Source organism: Micromonospora sp. WMMA1998 (assembly GCF_027497375.1).
GTDB lineage: Bacteria > Actinomycetota > Actinomycetes > Mycobacteriales > Micromonosporaceae > Micromonospora > Micromonospora sediminicola.
Genome location: NZ_CP114911.1, coordinates 956,709 through 970,685 on the forward strand (window position 1 = coordinate 956,709; position 13,977 = coordinate 970,685).

The window sequence follows — 13,977 nt, forward strand, 5'->3', positions numbered from 1 at the left end:
GGTCCTCGGGGCTCAGGCGGCCCAGTGGCCGCGGCTGCGGTAGACGTCGCGGAGCACGCCGACGTGATCGGTCATGATGCCATCCACACCAAGATCAAGTAAGTGGTGCATCTGGGCGGGTTCATCGATCGTCCAGACGTGCACCTGCAGCCCGATCCGGTGGCAGTAGGCCAGGAACCGGCGGTCGACCACGGGGATCCGTCCGTAGGAGACGGGGACCTGGGCGGCGACCACGGACGGGGGCAGCCGCATCGGCCGCCCGTGCAGCGAGGCCATCCGCAGCCGGGCCACGCCGCGCATGCCGAGGCTGCTGGCGACCTTCGGCCCGGCCAGGGCGCGCAGCCGGGTCAGCCGGGCGTCGCTGAACGAGGCCAGCAGCACGCGCTCGGCGGCGCCGGCGCGGGTGACCGCCTCGACGGTCGGCTCGACGCCGCCGTCGGCCTTGACGTCGACGTTGAACCGCACCTGCGGCCAGGCGCCGAGGACGTCGTCGAGGCGGGGGACCAGGGCGGCGCCGCCGACGCGTACCGAGGCGAGGTCGGCCCAGCGCAGGTCGGCGATGCGCCCCGCCTCGCCGGTGACCCGGCGCAGCGTGGGGTCGTGGAAGACCACCGGCACGCCGTCGGCGGTGGCGTGCACGTCGGTCTCCACGTACCGGTAGCCCAGGGCGACGGCGCGGGCGAACGCGGCGGCGGTGTTCTCGTCGCCGTCGGCCGCGCCGCCACGGTGGGCGAAGGCCAGCGGCGCGGGCGCGTCGAGGTAGCCGTGACGGGGCTGCACGCCGGCAGTATGCCGGGCGCAGGTGGCAACGGCGTGGCCGGCCGGTGAAATTACCTATCCTTCCCTGGCGGCGCTACCATAGGGTGCGATGGGTAACGACATGTACTCGGTGGAGCAGGTCGCGGAGCTGCTCGGGCTGCACGTACGCACGGTGCGCGGCTACATCCGGGCCGGGCGGCTGCGGGCGGTGCGCATCGGCAAGCAGTACCGGATAGCCCGCGCCGACCTGGACACGCTGACCGGCCGCCCGGCGTCGCCGGCACCGTCGGCGACGGCGGAGGTGTCGAGCATCGTGCAGCTCGACGGCGTCGACCGGGCCGCCGCCGACCGGCTCGCCACGCTGGTGCTCGCCGGCGTGAACACCCACCACGACCCGGACCGTCCGCTACGCGTGCAGACCGTCCACGACGAGGAGCGCCACCGCATGAAGATCGTGATCCTGGGCGACGTCGCCGCCACCGCCGACCTGCTGCGGCTGGTCGACGCGGTGCTGGGCGGCGACAACGGCCTGCTCGCCGGCGAGGGGGCCGACCGTGGCTGACGAGCTGCGTGACCTCGGCGGCACGACCGTGCTGGTCGCCGACCCGGCCGGCCCGCCGATCGCCACCGAGCGCGACGCGCTGGACCTGATCGGCGCGGCGTTCCTCGGCGCCACGGTGGTGGCGGTGCCCGCGGCCCGGCTCGATCCGAGCTTCTTCGCGCTGGGCACCCGCTTCGCCGGCGAGGTCATGCAGAAGTTCGTCAACTACCGGCTGCGCCTGGTGGTGGTCGGGGACATCTCGGCCCACCTGGCGCGAAGCGACGCGCTGCGCGCGCTGGTGGCCGAGTCCAACCGGCACGCCCAGGTGTGGTTCCTGCCCGACCTGGACGCGCTCGACGAGCGGCTGCGCGCCGCCGGCTGACCGCTACCGCAGCCAGCCGGCGGTCAGCGCGGTCACCCCGAGACCGTCGGTGTCGGCCAGTTTGACCGCGACGAACTGCCGGGCGGCGGCCGAGGTCTGCACCCGGGGCGCGGGCTCCGGGTCGGTCAGCGTCGCCACCACCGCCGCGGCGGCCTCGGCCGGCGACTGCGCGGACGCGAACGCCCCGGCGCTGCGATCGAGGTACGCTCGCAGCGCCGCCCCGTACGGCCCGGCGTCGGCCACCGCCGCGTCCGCGTCGATCCCGACGTTGGCGACGAACTCGCTGGCCACCGCGCCCGGCTCGACCACGCTGACGCTCACCCCGACGGTGGCCGCCACCGGCGTGAGGGACTCCATGAACCCCTCGACGGCGAACTTGGCCGCGCAGTACGCCTCGTTGAACGGCTGGCCCACCACGCCGCCGACGCTGGTGACGGCGATCAGCCGCCCGCGCGCGGCGCGCAGGTGCGGCAGGGCCGCGCGGGTGACGTGCAGGACGCCGAAGAAGTTGACCTCGAACACCGCCCGCACGTCGTCGACGGTCTCCTGCTCCAGGGTGCCGACGTGGCCGGCGCCGGCGTTGTTGACCACCGCGTCGAGCCGGCCGTGGCGGGCCACCACGTCGGCGACGCAGGCGGTGACCGAGGCCTGGTCGACCACGTCGAGCCGGCGTACCTCCAGCAGGTCGCCGACCCCGGCGGCGTCGGCGGCGGCGCGCAGCCGGCCGGCGCGCTCGGGGTCGCGCAGGGTGGCCACGGTGCGCCAGCCGGCGCGGGCGGCGCCCACGGCGGTCTCCAGGCCGATGCCGGTGGACGTGCCGGTGATCAGCACGACGGGTGCGCTCACGCCTGCCACGGTCTCACCTCGCCGGGGCGCCGGGGTGGGTTTCAGCCGGTCCGGGGGCGGCGGTGCGCGCGGCTGGGGTCCACCGGGCGACCCGGGTCGACGTGTCGCGGCCGGTCGGGTTCCTGCGGGCGCAGCGCAACCAGGTCCTCGGTGATCGCGTCGATGATCCGGTCGGTGGCGCGGCGGGCCGCGCCGGGCGTGGCGGGATGCAGGTCGCGCAGCGTCACCGGCGCGCCGAAGTGCACCCGGATCACGGGCCGGCGGGTCACCGCCCGGGCCAGGGCGCGCAGCATCCCCTTCGGTGCCCGGTAGGGCAGCACCTCGTGCGAGCCCCACTGGGCGACCGGGAGGACGGCGGCGCCGCTGGCGAACGCGAGCCGCGCGGCGCCGGTCTTGCCCCGCTCGGGCCACATGCCGGGGTCGAGGCCGATGCGTCCCTCCGGGTAGACCAGCACCACGGAGCCGCCGGCCACCGCGTCGGCGGCGACCTCCAGCGACCGGTGCACCGCGGCGGTGCCCCGGTCGACGCGGATGTGCCCGGCGCGGCGCATCAGCGACCCGATCAGCGGGGCCCGGAACAGCCCGGCGGTGGCCATGATCCGGGGGGCGACCCGCCGGACCCGGCAGGCGGCGGCGAGGACCACCGGGTCGAAGGGGCTGATGTGGTTGGCCGCCAGGATCAGCGGCCCGTGCCGCAGCGTCTCCGGCACGTCGCCGGTGACCTCCAGCCGGCCGACCAGCCCGACGGCGGCGCGGGCGAGCGTCTGCGCGCCGCGCCACAGCAGCGGCGCGCGCCAGGGGGTGCTGTTCATCAGTGCTGGATGGTCGCACGTGCGGGGGTGGCCGTGCGCCCCGGCACGGGCCACCCGGCCGAGGTGATCAGGGTCATTGGTCCCGGGACCGTTCGGGCCGTGCGGCCCTGCCGCTTTCTCTACGACGCCGAGTAGTATTTACTACGTCTCGTAGTATGCACAGCTGGGGGTTTCAGGTGGACGCGTTGGACGTCGCCCGCTGGCAGTTCGGTGTCACCACCGTCTACCACTTCTTGTTCGTGCCGTTGACCATCGGCCTGTCCGTGCTCGTCGCCGTCCTGCAGACGATGTGGCACCGCACCGGCAACGAGCGGTATCTCAAGCTCACCAAGTTCTACGGCAAGCTGTTCCTGATCAACTTCGCAATGGGCGTGGTCACCGGCATCGTGCAGGAGTTCCAGTTCGGCATGAACTGGAGCGACTACTCCCGCTTCGTCGGCGACATCTTCGGCGCCCCGCTGGCCATCGAGGCCCTGGTGGCGTTCTTCCTGGAGTCGACCTTCATCGGCCTGTGGATCTTCGGCTGGGACCGGCTGCCCAAGCGGCTGCACCTCGCCGCGATCTGGGCCGCCGCGATCGGCACCAACCTGTCGGCCTACTTCATCCTCGCCGCGAACTCGTTCATGCAGAACCCGGTCGGCTTCCGGATCAACCCCGACAGCGGCCGGGCCGAGCTGACCGACTTCGTCGCCGTGCTCACCAACAAGGTCGCCCTGGTCACCTTCCCGCACACCCTCGCCGGGTCGTTCCTGGTCGCCGGGTCCCTCGTGGTCACCGTCGGGCTGTGGCACGTGATGCGTAACCGGGGCAGCGCCGACACCGGCGCCTACCGCTTCGCCACCAAGTTCGGCTCCTGGGTGGTCCTGGTCTCCTCCGCGCTGGTGGTCCTCACCGGCGACATCCAGGGCAAGATCATGACCGAGGTGCAGCCGATGAAGATGGCCGCCGCCGAGGGCCTCTACACCACCGAGAGCCCCGCCTCGTTCTCCGTGCTCACCGTCGGCAGCCTCGACGGCAGCCGCGAGGTGTTCGCCCTCAAGATCCCCTACCTGCTGTCGTTCCTCGGCACCGGCGACCCCCACGGCACCGTGCAGGGCATCAACGACCTGCAGGCCCAGTACGCCAGCCAGTACGGCCCCGGCAACTACGCCCCGATCATCCCGGTCACCTACTGGAGCTTCCGCTTCATGATCGGCTTCGGGCTGGCCGCCGCCGCGATCGCGCTGCTGGTGCTCTGGAGCCAGCGCAAGGGCCGCACCCCCACCAGCCGCTGGCTGCTGCGCGCCGGCCTGGTCATGCCGGTGCTGCCGCTGCTGGCGAACTCCTTCGGCTGGATCTTCACCGAGATGGGCCGCCAGCCGTGGATCGTCTTCGGCGAGATGCTCACCCGCGACGGCGTGTCCCGCAGCGTCTCCCTGACCGAGGTCCTCACCTCCTTCACCGCCTTCACCCTCATCTACGCCACCCTCGCGGTGATCGAGTTCAAGCTGCTGGTCCGCTACGCCCGCGCCGGCGTACCCGACCTCACCCCGGAACCCGCCGACGACGACACCGACGACGCCGAGCGCCCGCTCGCGTTCGCCTACTGACCCGGAGCCCACAGTGGAACTGACGACCGTCTGGTTTCTCCTCGTGGCCGTGCTCTTCACCGGCTACTTCATCCTCGAAGGCTTCGACTTCGGCGTCGGCATGCTGCTGCCCGTGCTCGGCCGCGACGACCGGCAACGCCGCGTCCTGATCAACACCATCGGCCCGGTCTGGGACGGCAACGAGGTGTGGCTGATCACCGCCGGCGGCGCCATGTTCGCCGCGTTCCCCGAGTGGTACGCCACCCTGTTCTCCGGCTTCTACCTGCCGCTGCTGCTCATCCTGCTGGCCCTGATCGCCCGCGGCGTCGCGTTCGAATACCGGCACAAGCGGCCCGAGGCGTCCTGGAAGCGCCGCTGGGACCAGGCCATCTTCTGGGGCTCGGCCGTACCGGCCGTGCTGTGGGGGGTGGCGTTCGCCAACATCTTCCGCGGCGTGCCGCTGGATGCCGAACACGAGTACGTCGGCGGCCTGCTCGACCTGCTGCACCCGTACGCGCTGCTCGGCGGCCTGACCACGCTGGGGCTGTTCCTCACCCACGGCGCGGTGTTCCTCGCCCTGAAGACCACCGGCGACATCCGCGAGCGCGCCGGCGCCCTCGCGGTCAAGCTCGGCGCCGGCACCGCCGTGGCCGCCGTGGCGTTCCTGAGCTGGTCGCTGACCATCCGCTCCAGCGCCGCCGCCGTCGTACTCGCCGTCGGCGCCGCCCTCGCGCTGCTCGGCGGCCTGGCCGCCGCCCGGGTACGCCGGGAGGGCTGGGCGTTCACCGGCACCGCCGTGGCCATCGCCCTGGCCGTGGCGACCCTGTTCGCCGCGCTGTTCCCGAACGTGCTGCCGTCCACCCTCGACGCGGCCGGCACGCTGACCGCCACCAACGCCGCGTCCACCCCGCACACCCTGAAGATCATGACCTGGGTGGCGGTGGTGTTCACCCCGATCGTCCTGGCCTACCAAGGTTGGACCTACTGGGTGTTCCGCCGCCGGATCGGGGTACAGAACATTCCACAACACTGAGGGACCTGCGGGCGCAGGGGTGACGCGGGGCCGGTGCGAGGGGGTCGCACCGGCCCCGCGGGGCGTCCGGACCCGCTCAGCGGGCCTCGCGCAGCTCCGCCAGCCGGGCCTCGATCTCGGCCAGCTCGGCGCGCAGCTTCTCCGCCTGCTGCTCCGCCTCGGCCCGCTCCGCGGCCAGGATCTGCTCCACCGCCTCCTGCACCCCCGGCACGTCGACCAGCGCCACCATCCGCAGCGCCTCGGCCGGCTTCACCACATAGGGCCGGGCCAGCGCCTTCGCGCCCTGCTGGGCGGCGACGGTCCACTCGCCGTCGGCGTAGGCCAACGTCACCGTCAACCAGGCCGGGCCCTTCGGCTTCACCGCCTTGGTCGCCCGCTTCGCCGGCTTCGGCTCGGCCTGCTGCTGCGGCTGCTGCTCCACCTTCGGCTCCTCCCGGCGCGGCGCCGGCACCCGCGGCGTGTCCAACACGAACTCCGGCTCCGGCGCGGCCGGCGGCTGCGGCGCCTCCGGCTCCGGCTTCACCTCGGCGGCCGGCCGCCGCCCCGCCCCCTTCGGCGCGACCGCCACGTCGGCCGGGGAGAAGGGCAACTCGTCGCGGCCGAACCGCACCACCACGAACTCCTCCGACTCCGCCGGGTCGGTCAGCGCCACCACCTGCCCCAGCTGACCGGCCACCTGCCCGGCCGCCGCGGTGAACACCACCCGCGGCTTGCGGCCCGTCGCCAACGCCTCCCGGAACTGCTGCACCTCGTCAGTGGACAAACCCTGGCCCGCCATCACGCCCTCTTCCGTACACCTGTTTGACTGCAGCCTTGATACCAGCCCACTGCGACAGCGCGGGGATCAGCCCCCGAGCGCCCGCAACGCCGCGTCGGCGTGCTCGTTCATGCTCAACTCGCTGTGCACCACCGCCAGCACCCGCCGGTCCGCCCCGATCACGAACGTCATCCGGCGGGTGCTCAACGCCCCCAGCGGCAACCGCCGCCGCACCCCGAACGCCTGCGCCACCGCGCCGTCGACGTCCGACAGCAGCGGATAGTCGAACCCGTGCCGGCGGGCGAACTCCGCCTGCTTCGCCACCGGGTCCCGGCTGATCCCGACCCGGGACGCGCCCACCGCCGCGAACTCCGCCGCCAGGTCCCGGAAGTGGCAGCTCTCCGCCGTGCAGCCCCTCGTCATCGCCGCCGGGTAGAAGAACAGCACCACCGGACCGGCGGCCAGGAACTCCGACAGCCGCCGCGCCGTGCCCGTCTCGTCCGGCAGCGTGAAATCCTCGACCAGGTCACCGACACCCACCGCGTCACTCATGACGCGAGGATATGTAGACATCGGCGATCCCGCTCCGTCGTACCCGGCGAGCGGCGGGGAAGCGGCGGCAGATCAGCATCCTCTACGACATGCTGAGCCGGGTCGCTCCCAGCCCGTTCGTCACGCTCAACCAGGCCGTCGCCGTGGTCATGGCGCACGGCCCCGGCCTCGGGCTGGCGCTGCTCGACCCGCTGCTGGCCGACCCGGCGACGCGCGGCCACCACCGGCTGCACGCCGTCCGCGCCCACCTGCTGGAACTCGACGGCGATCCGCGGGCCGCGGCCGACCACTACCGGTTGGCGGCGCGGCTGACCGGAAGCCTGCCCGAACAGCGCTACCTCAACCGACGCCTGGCCCGCCTGACCGGCGTCTCCTGACACCGCCGGTGGCAGCGGCCCTGCCGGTCAGGCCGCTCGTGCTCGGCGCCCCCGGTCAGCGCCACACCGCGCTCACCTCGTGCGCCACCGCCTCGGCCTGCGCGAACCCGGCCCGCGCGGACGCCGCGCGCCGCGCCGGGTCCAGCACGTTACGACCGATCGCCGTGCGGGCCGCCCGGTCCGGCGACACCACCGCCACCCGCGCCCCCGCCTTCCGCAACGCCCCCACCTGCGCCGCCAACCGGGGCATCGGCCCCACCGCGGCAGTCGTCGGCGCCAGCACCACCACCTGCCCGCACCCGGCCGCCAGATCCGCGTTCACCGGCGAACGGACCCCGCCGTCGACGTAACGCCGGCCACCGACGGTCACCGGCGGCCACACCCCCGGCACCGCGCAACTCGCGCCGACCGCGTCCGCCAGCGGCACCCCGCTGTCCGCGTCGAACACCACGAACTCACCCGACACCGCCTCCACCGCGGTGACCAGCAGCCGCGCCGCCGGCCACTGCGACGACGGCAACCGCGCCGCGATCACCGCCCGCCGCGACTGCTCCGACGGGGTACGCGCCGACAACGCCATCGCACCGATACGCGCTCGGGCCCGCGCCGCGTCCCGGCCCCGCCCACCGGCCCACGCCCAGCGCAACAGCACGCCCGCCCCGAGCCGGGCCGGCACCTCGTCGCGCGGTGGCCGCAACTGCGCCTCGTACAGCTCTGCCAGGGGCGTACCCGAACGCACCTGCGCCCCGACCACCGACCCGGCCGACGTGCCCACCACCAGGTCCGCCTCGTCCAGCCGCAGCCCGCGCCCGGCAAACCCGGCCAGCAGACCCACCTCCCAGGCCACCCCGGTCACCCCGCCGCCACCCAACACCAACGCGCGCCCCATGTGACAGTCCTCTCCACCCCGGGTCGTCCCGCTCACGGTAACGTCGCCCCCACCACCAGGCAGGGGAGAAGGGCATTGACCTCCGTCACCGTCGTCACCGGGGGAGGGCGCGGCATCGGCGCGGCCACCGCCCGACGACTCGCCGCCGACGGCCACGACCTGGTGATCGGCTACCGCATCGACCACGCCGCCGCCGAATCCGTGGCCGCCGACGTGCGCGCCGCCGGCCGCCGCGCGGTCACCGTCGCCGCCGACACCTGCGACCCCGAGCAGGTGACTCGGCTGTTCGCCGCCGCCGACCAGCTCGGACCGCTCACCGGCCTGGTCAACAACGCCGGCGTCACCAGCCCCATCGGCCCGTTCACCGACCTGCGCGCCGAGGACCTGCGCGAGGTCGTCGACGTCAACCTCGTCGGCTACGTCCTCTGCGCCCAGCAGGCGGCCCGCCGGATGAGCGCCGGCGGCGCGATCGTCAACGTCTCCTCCGCCGCCGCCACCCTCGGCAGCCCCGGCGAGTACATCCACTACGCCGCCGTGAAGGCCGCCACCGACACCCTCACCGTCGGCCTGGCCAAGGAACTCGCCCCGCGCGGCATCCGGGTCAACGCGGTCGCGCCCGGCATCATCCGCACCGACATCCACGCCCGCTCCGGCATGCCGGACCGGCCCGACACCGCCGCCGGTCGGATCCCGCTGGGCCGCGCCGGCGAACCTGACGAGGTCGCCGGCGCCATCGCCCACCTGCTCGGCCCCGACGCCTCGTACACCACCGGCGCCGTCCTGCGCGTGGCCGGCGGCCTCTGAGCGGCACGGCGGCCCGGGGGAGACCCCGGGCCGCCGCCGCCCCTCACTGCGTGAACAGTTTCACCGCCGTGACCAGCGTCTGTACCACGCCGTAACCCAACAGCACCGACACCACCAGCCACGACACCACCAGGCGGACCCGCTGCCCGCCACCGACCCGCTCGTTCACGACCCGCTCCTCTCCGCCACCACCGGCCGCTCGTCCGCCATCTCGTCCCGGCCCGAAGCCGGCTCGTGGAACCGCTGCGGCACCGGCCGGATCAGCAGGTTCGCCACCAACCCCACCGCCAGCACCCCAACCATCGTGAACAGCGCCGGCCGGTACGCCGCCGCGGTCAACGTGCCCGGCTCGCCCTGCGCGTCGAGGAACGCGTTGACGATCAGCGGACCCGCCACCCCCGCCGCCGACCAGGCGGTCAGCAGCCGACCATGGATGGCGCCCACCTCGAACGTGCCGAACAGGTCCCGCAGGTACGCCGGCACGGTGGCGAACCCGCCGCCGTAGAACGACAGGATCACGCACGCCAGCAGCACGAACAACGCCGTCGCGGTCTGCCCCACCAGCGCCAGCAGCAGGTACAGCACCATGCCCACACCCAGGTACACCACGTAGATCGGCTTCCGGCCGATCATGTCCGACGTCGACGACCAGACGAACCGCCCCGCCATGTTGAACAACGACAGCAGCCCCACGAAACCGCCGGCCGCCGCCACCGACACCGCCGACGTGCCACCCTCGCGGAAGAAGTCCTGGATCATCGGGCTGGCCTGCTCCAGGATGCCGATCCCGGCGGTCACGTTGCAGAACAGCACCACCCACAGCAGCCAGAACGAACGGGTCTTCACCGCGTTCGCCGCCGACACGTTCGCGGTGGTCACCAGCGGCTTCGCCGCCACCCTCGCCGGGTCGAAGCCGGCCGGACGCCAGTCCGCCGCCGGCACCCGCACGTTGAACACCCCGAACATCATGATCACGAAGTAGCCGACGCCGAGGGTGACGAACAGCCACACCAGCGCCGATCCCGACGCCGTCGACCCGCTGTTCGACGGGTCGTACCCGGAGTCGAAGAACGACAGCAGCTGCCGGGACAGGGGAGAGGCCACCATCGCCCCACCACCGAACCCCATGATCGCCAGACCGGTCGCCAGGCCCGGCCGGTCCGGGAACCACTTGATCAACGTGGAGACGGGGGAGATGTACCCGATCCCCAGCCCGATCCCGCCCAACACCCCGTACCCCAGGTACAGCAGCCACAGCTGCGACGTCGCGATCCCCAACGCGCCCACCAGGAACCCGGCCGCCCAGAAACACGCCGAGACGAACATCGCCTTGCGCGGCCCGTTCGCCTCCACCCACGTACCGGCCACGGCGGCCGACAACCCCAACATCACGATCGCGATGCTGAAGATCACCCCGATCGCCGTCTGCCCGGTGTCGAAGTGCGCGATCAGGGAGTTCTTGTAGACGCTGGTCGCGTAGACCTGCCCGATGCAGAGATGGATCGCCAACGCCGCCGGGGGAATCAGCCAACGGCTGTAACCCGGTGGCGCGACGGTGTGCCGACGATCGAGTGCGGAAAGCATCAGTGCTTCCTCCGTCCGGATGACGAGAACACCTCGCTTCATGCCCCCGCCGCACGCTGCGCCCAAACCCGCCCCGCGCCCGACGGTCGAAACCCTGAGCCGAACGGTCACCACCGCCGCCGGATGCGACCATGAACAGGTGAAGATCCTGTCCATCCAGTCATCGGTCGCCTACGGCCACGTCGGCAACTCCGCCGCCGTGTTCCCACTGCAACGCCTCCGCCACGAGGTCTGGCCGGTGCTGACCGTGCACTTCTCCAACCACACCGGCTACGGCGCCTGGCGCGGCCCCCTGCTCGCCCCCACCGACGTCGCCGACGTCATCGCCGGCATCGCCGACCGCGGCGTGCTCGGCACCGCCGACGCCGTGCTCTCCGGCTACCAGGGCGACCCGGCCGTCGGCGCGGTCATCCTCGACGCCGTCGCCCAGGTCAAAGCCGCCAACCCCGACGCCCTCTACTGCTGCGACCCGGTCATGGGCGACGTCGGCCGCGGCATGTTCGTCCGCCCCGGCATCCCCGAATACCTCCGCGACACCGTCGTGCCCCGCGCCGACATCGTCACCCCCAACCAGTTCGAGCTGGAGTTCCTCTCCGGCCGCACCACCGCCACCCTCGACGACCTGCTCGCCGCCGTCGACACCGTCCGCGCCACCGGCCCCCGCCACGTCCTGGTCACCAGCGTCCTGCACGGCGACCTGCCCGCCGACCACCTCGACGTCGTCGCCGTCTCCGACACCGGCGCGTGGGCGGTCACCACCCCGCTGCTGCCGATCGCCCCCAACGGCGGCGGCGACGTCACCGCGGCCCTCTACCTGGCCCACCTCGCCACCACCGGCTCACCCCAGACCGCGCTCGAACGCACCACCAACTCGATCTTCGCGATACTCGAGGCCACCCTTGCCGCCGGCACCCGCGAACTGCAACTCGTCGCCGCCCAGGACGCCATCGCCGACCCACCCACCCGCTTCACCGCCCGCCGACTGCGCTGACCACCCACCTCGGAACGCGGCGACCCGCCCGGCCCCGCGGACATGCCTGACGCGGCCGGGCGGCGGCCGGCCGCGAGTACCGTCACACCCGCAGCCGGACACCAGAGGAGCCGCGGTGCAGCACGACCCCAGACCTCCCACCGACGAACGCCTCGCCCGACAGACCGAACGCCTGCGCCGTGAACTCCGCGACAGCGGCCTGCCCGTCGTCGCGCTCACCGGCCCCAGCCTGCCCACCACCGCGCGGTTCGCCGGACTCGAATCCACCGACGGCACGATCACCCACGTACGGGTCGCCCACGGCGACGCCACGACCGGCCCGTGGGCGACCGTCGACACCGCGCGCCGCACCGACAACCGGGGCGACCCCCTCCGCCACCGACTGGAACATGCGATGCGCATGGCCGGCGCACACCTGTCCGACGTCGAATGGACCGAGGACGACGCCACGATGCACCTGGACGGCCGGCCCGTCACCGGGCGCGCCGTGCGAGCCGGCGACCGGTGGGCGGCGACCCGCTGCGCCGACGCCCAGATCGACGCCGAGATCACGGTCGTGGCCCGCGACTGGCCCCCCGCCATCCAGCTCCGCCTCGTCGCCGACCCGGCACCCCTGTTCGACCGCGCCTGGCATCGACCCGACCCGCTCCCGCAGCCACCCCCACCGCCCGTGCCACAAGACCTCACCCGCGAACCGCACCGGGCGCTGATCGACGCCGCCCTGCGACACCGCAGCCAAACCCTGACCTGGATCGCCGGAGGGGGAGCACACCCCGAACTACCGGCCCACTGGTCCGGCCTCTGGCGCGCCGCCGTGCGACGCCAGCAGGAACTCACCGACCAGAGCGAACCAGCGGCCAACCGTGCGGTGTCCGACGCGATCACCCACCTCACCACGCTCGCCGGGCACGCCGACTGGTTCGACACCTCACCCCGGCTACGCGAGCGCGCCATCACCGAAACCCTCCTGCACGTCACCGGCCTCGCCGACGACCTACCCAGCGGTCCAGCCCACCGAGCCTGGCGACACCACCAACGACTGGTGCCGGACCCCACGGCCGACTTCCGCCGACGCGCCGCCGCCGACCAGGGCTGGCGCGACGCCTGGACCGCCTGGGCCGCCGGGTCGACCGACACGCCGCCCTGACCGAACAGGTGGACGACCCCGCCGCCGAGCAGGGAAGATGCACACGTGCACGCCCACCACCCGGCCACCGACGACCCCGCGTTCGCCCAACGCCTACGCGACCTCACCCGGCTGCGCCGCGTCCGCGACCGCATCGACCGCGAATACGCCCGCCCCCTCGACGTCGAAGCCCTCGCCCGCGGCGTGCACATGTCCGCCGGCCACCTCAGCCGCCAGTTCCGCCAGACCTACGGCGAATCCCCCTACGCCTACCTCATGACCCGCCGCATCGAACGCGCCATGGCCCTGCTGCGCCGCGGCGACCTCACCGTCACCGATGTCTGCTTCGCCGTCGGCTGCCAGTCCCTCGGCACCTTCAGCACCCGCTTCACCGAACTCGTCGGCGAACCACCCAGCGCCTACCGCGCCCGCCACACACCCGGCGCCGCCGAACCACCCCCGTGCCTGACCAAACAAGCCACCCGACCGATCAGGAATCGAGAAGCCCGCACCGGCACGCCCCCACTAGCGTGACCACCATGACGATCACCATCCACTACGCGTTCCTGCCGCACACCGACGCCGACGCCGCCATCGCCTTCTACCGCGACACCCTCGGCTTCGACCTGCGCAACGACGTCGGCCAGGGCGACACCATGCGCTGGCTCACCGTCGGCCCGCCCGAACAGCCCGAAACCGGCATCGTCCTGCACCCCCCGGCCGTCGACCCCGGCATCACCGACGACGAACGCCGCACCATCCACGAACTCATCGCCAAGGGCAGCTACGGCGCTCTCACCCTCGCCACCGACGACCTCGACGGACTGTTCGACCGCCTCCAGGCCAGCGGCGCCGACGTCGTCCAGGAACCCACTGAACAGCCCTACGGCGTCCGCGACTGCGCCTTCCGCGACCCCACCGGCAACCTCATCCGCATCAACGAGCGGCGCTGAACC

At 73.1% G+C, this 13,977-nt stretch carries 18 protein-coding genes; 10 read left to right on the top strand and 8 right to left on the bottom strand.

Going from position 1 to position 13,977, the window contains the following annotated elements:
- Positions 1 to 12 precede the first annotated feature (12 nt).
- Positions 13 to 780, bottom strand: a complete 768-nt coding sequence (locus O7600_RS03835; protein ID WP_281592319.1) for a glycerophosphodiester phosphodiesterase family protein — start codon at positions 778 to 780, stop codon at positions 13 to 15.
- An 88-nt stretch (positions 781 to 868) separates the two neighbouring features.
- Here O7600_RS03835 and O7600_RS03840 point away from each other — a divergent pair, with 88 nt between their 5' ends.
- Positions 869 to 1,321 (top strand): helix-turn-helix domain-containing protein, encoded by a 453-nt coding sequence (locus tag O7600_RS03840; RefSeq protein ID WP_281592320.1) that lies wholly within the window; start codon positions 869 to 871, stop codon positions 1,319 to 1,321.
- On the top strand, positions 1,314 to 1,682 hold the full coding sequence (locus O7600_RS03845; RefSeq protein WP_281592321.1) for a DUF4180 domain-containing protein: 369 nt from the start codon (positions 1,314 to 1,316) through the stop codon (positions 1,680 to 1,682). The genes O7600_RS03840 and O7600_RS03845 overlap by 8 nt, the downstream gene beginning before the upstream one ends.
- A gap of 3 nt (positions 1,683 to 1,685) precedes the next feature.
- Here O7600_RS03845 and O7600_RS03850 read toward each other — a convergent pair whose 3' ends face one another.
- A complete protein-coding gene (locus O7600_RS03850) occupies positions 1,686 to 2,528 on the bottom strand; it encodes an SDR family NAD(P)-dependent oxidoreductase (RefSeq protein ID WP_281592322.1) in 843 nt (280 codons plus the stop codon).
- A gap of 41 nt (positions 2,529 to 2,569) precedes the next feature.
- Entirely contained in the window at positions 2,570 to 3,340 is a 771-nt protein-coding gene (locus O7600_RS03855) for a lysophospholipid acyltransferase family protein (protein WP_281592323.1), read from the bottom strand.
- 176 nt (positions 3,341 to 3,516) lie between these two features.
- Here O7600_RS03855 and O7600_RS03860 point away from each other — a divergent pair, with 176 nt between their 5' ends.
- Together O7600_RS03860 and cydB are read left to right on the top strand one after the other, a co-directional pair.
- A complete protein-coding gene (locus tag O7600_RS03860) occupies positions 3,517 to 4,929 on the top strand; it encodes a cytochrome ubiquinol oxidase subunit I (protein WP_281592324.1) in 1,413 nt (470 codons plus the stop codon).
- A 13-nt stretch (positions 4,930 to 4,942) separates the two neighbouring features.
- Positions 4,943 to 5,941 (top strand): cytochrome d ubiquinol oxidase subunit II, encoded by a 999-nt coding sequence (gene cydB, locus O7600_RS03865; protein ID WP_281592325.1) that lies wholly within the window; start codon positions 4,943 to 4,945, stop codon positions 5,939 to 5,941.
- A gap of 76 nt (positions 5,942 to 6,017) precedes the next feature.
- Here the strand turns inward: cydB and O7600_RS03870 are convergent, their stop codons facing one another.
- Positions 6,018 to 6,719 carry a hypothetical protein gene (locus O7600_RS03870; protein ID WP_281592326.1) on the bottom strand — a complete coding sequence of 234 codons (702 nt, stop codon included), beginning with the start codon at positions 6,717 to 6,719 and terminating at the stop codon, positions 6,018 to 6,020.
- 66 nt (positions 6,720 to 6,785) lie between these two features.
- Positions 6,786 to 7,250 (bottom strand): peroxiredoxin, encoded by a 465-nt coding sequence (locus O7600_RS03875; protein ID WP_281592327.1) that lies wholly within the window; start codon positions 7,248 to 7,250, stop codon positions 6,786 to 6,788.
- A gap of 89 nt (positions 7,251 to 7,339) precedes the next feature.
- Here O7600_RS03875 and O7600_RS03880 point away from each other — a divergent pair, with 89 nt between their 5' ends.
- Complete coding sequence (locus O7600_RS03880) at positions 7,340 to 7,627, top strand: hypothetical protein (RefSeq protein ID WP_281592328.1); 288 nt, start codon at positions 7,340 to 7,342, stop codon at positions 7,625 to 7,627.
- Between the two features lie 55 nt (positions 7,628 to 7,682).
- On the opposite strand, the gene O7600_RS03885 is transcribed toward O7600_RS03880, so the two are convergent.
- The gene (locus O7600_RS03885) at positions 7,683 to 8,516 is read right to left on the bottom strand and encodes a patatin-like phospholipase family protein (protein WP_281592329.1); all 834 of its coding nucleotides are present in this window, start codon (positions 8,514 to 8,516) and stop codon (positions 7,683 to 7,685) included.
- A gap of 75 nt (positions 8,517 to 8,591) precedes the next feature.
- Here O7600_RS03885 and O7600_RS03890 point away from each other — a divergent pair, with 75 nt between their 5' ends.
- Positions 8,592 to 9,320, top strand: coding sequence for an SDR family oxidoreductase (locus O7600_RS03890; protein WP_281592330.1), 729 nt, complete (start codon positions 8,592 to 8,594; stop codon positions 9,318 to 9,320).
- A gap of 43 nt (positions 9,321 to 9,363) precedes the next feature.
- Here O7600_RS03890 and O7600_RS03895 read toward each other — a convergent pair whose 3' ends face one another.
- Together O7600_RS03895 and O7600_RS03900 are read right to left on the bottom strand one after the other, a co-directional pair.
- The gene (locus tag O7600_RS03895; RefSeq protein ID WP_281592331.1) at positions 9,364 to 9,489 is read right to left on the bottom strand and encodes a hypothetical protein; all 126 of its coding nucleotides are present in this window, start codon (positions 9,487 to 9,489) and stop codon (positions 9,364 to 9,366) included.
- Positions 9,486 to 10,904 carry an OFA family MFS transporter gene (locus O7600_RS03900; RefSeq protein ID WP_281592332.1) on the bottom strand — a complete coding sequence of 473 codons (1,419 nt, stop codon included), beginning with the start codon at positions 10,902 to 10,904 and terminating at the stop codon, positions 9,486 to 9,488. Before O7600_RS03900 ends, O7600_RS03895 begins: the two co-directional genes overlap by 4 nt.
- A 139-nt stretch (positions 10,905 to 11,043) precedes the next feature.
- Here O7600_RS03900 and pdxY point away from each other — a divergent pair, with 139 nt between their 5' ends.
- From pdxY to O7600_RS03920, 4 genes are all read left to right on the top strand, one after another.
- Positions 11,044 to 11,895: a pyridoxal kinase PdxY gene (pdxY, locus tag O7600_RS03905; protein WP_281592333.1), complete on the top strand. Its 852-nt coding sequence runs from the start codon at positions 11,044 to 11,046 to the stop codon at positions 11,893 to 11,895.
- Positions 11,896 to 12,010: 115 nt separating this feature from the next.
- Positions 12,011 to 13,042, top strand: coding sequence for a hypothetical protein (locus O7600_RS03910; protein WP_281592334.1), 1,032 nt, complete (start codon positions 12,011 to 12,013; stop codon positions 13,040 to 13,042).
- Positions 13,043 to 13,087: 45 nt separating this feature from the next.
- Positions 13,088 to 13,555: a helix-turn-helix transcriptional regulator gene (locus tag O7600_RS03915; protein ID WP_281592335.1), complete on the top strand. Its 468-nt coding sequence runs from the start codon at positions 13,088 to 13,090 to the stop codon at positions 13,553 to 13,555.
- Between the two features lie 5 nt (positions 13,556 to 13,560).
- A complete protein-coding gene (locus tag O7600_RS03920) occupies positions 13,561 to 13,974 on the top strand; it encodes a VOC family protein (protein ID WP_091577623.1) in 414 nt (137 codons plus the stop codon).
- The last annotated feature ends 3 nt before the right edge of the window (positions 13,975 to 13,977 follow it).

What these genes read in the sequence shown, in the direction of transcription:
- O7600_RS03840 (WP_281592320.1), top strand. Translation starts at nt 869, where the DNA reads ATGGGTAACGACATGTACTCGGTGGAGCAGGTCGCGGAGCTGCTCGGG.
- O7600_RS03855 (WP_281592323.1), bottom strand. Translation starts at nt 3,340, where the DNA reads ATGAACAGCACCCCCTGGCGCGCGCCGCTGCTGTGGCGCGGCGCGCAG.
- O7600_RS03870 (WP_281592326.1), bottom strand. Translation starts at nt 6,719, where the DNA reads ATGGCGGGCCAGGGTTTGTCCACTGACGAGGTGCAGCAGTTCCGGGAG.
- O7600_RS03875 (WP_281592327.1), bottom strand. Translation starts at nt 7,250, where the DNA reads ATGAGTGACGCGGTGGGTGTCGGTGACCTGGTCGAGGATTTCACGCTG.
- O7600_RS03880 (WP_281592328.1), top strand. Translation starts at nt 7,340, where the DNA reads ATGCTGAGCCGGGTCGCTCCCAGCCCGTTCGTCACGCTCAACCAGGCC.
- O7600_RS03885 (WP_281592329.1), bottom strand. Translation starts at nt 8,516, where the DNA reads ATGGGGCGCGCGTTGGTGTTGGGTGGCGGCGGGGTGACCGGGGTGGCC.
- O7600_RS03900 (WP_281592332.1), bottom strand. Translation starts at nt 10,904, where the DNA reads ATGCTTTCCGCACTCGATCGTCGGCACACCGTCGCGCCACCGGGTTAC.
- O7600_RS03920 (WP_091577623.1), top strand. Translation starts at nt 13,561, where the DNA reads ATGACGATCACCATCCACTACGCGTTCCTGCCGCACACCGACGCCGAC.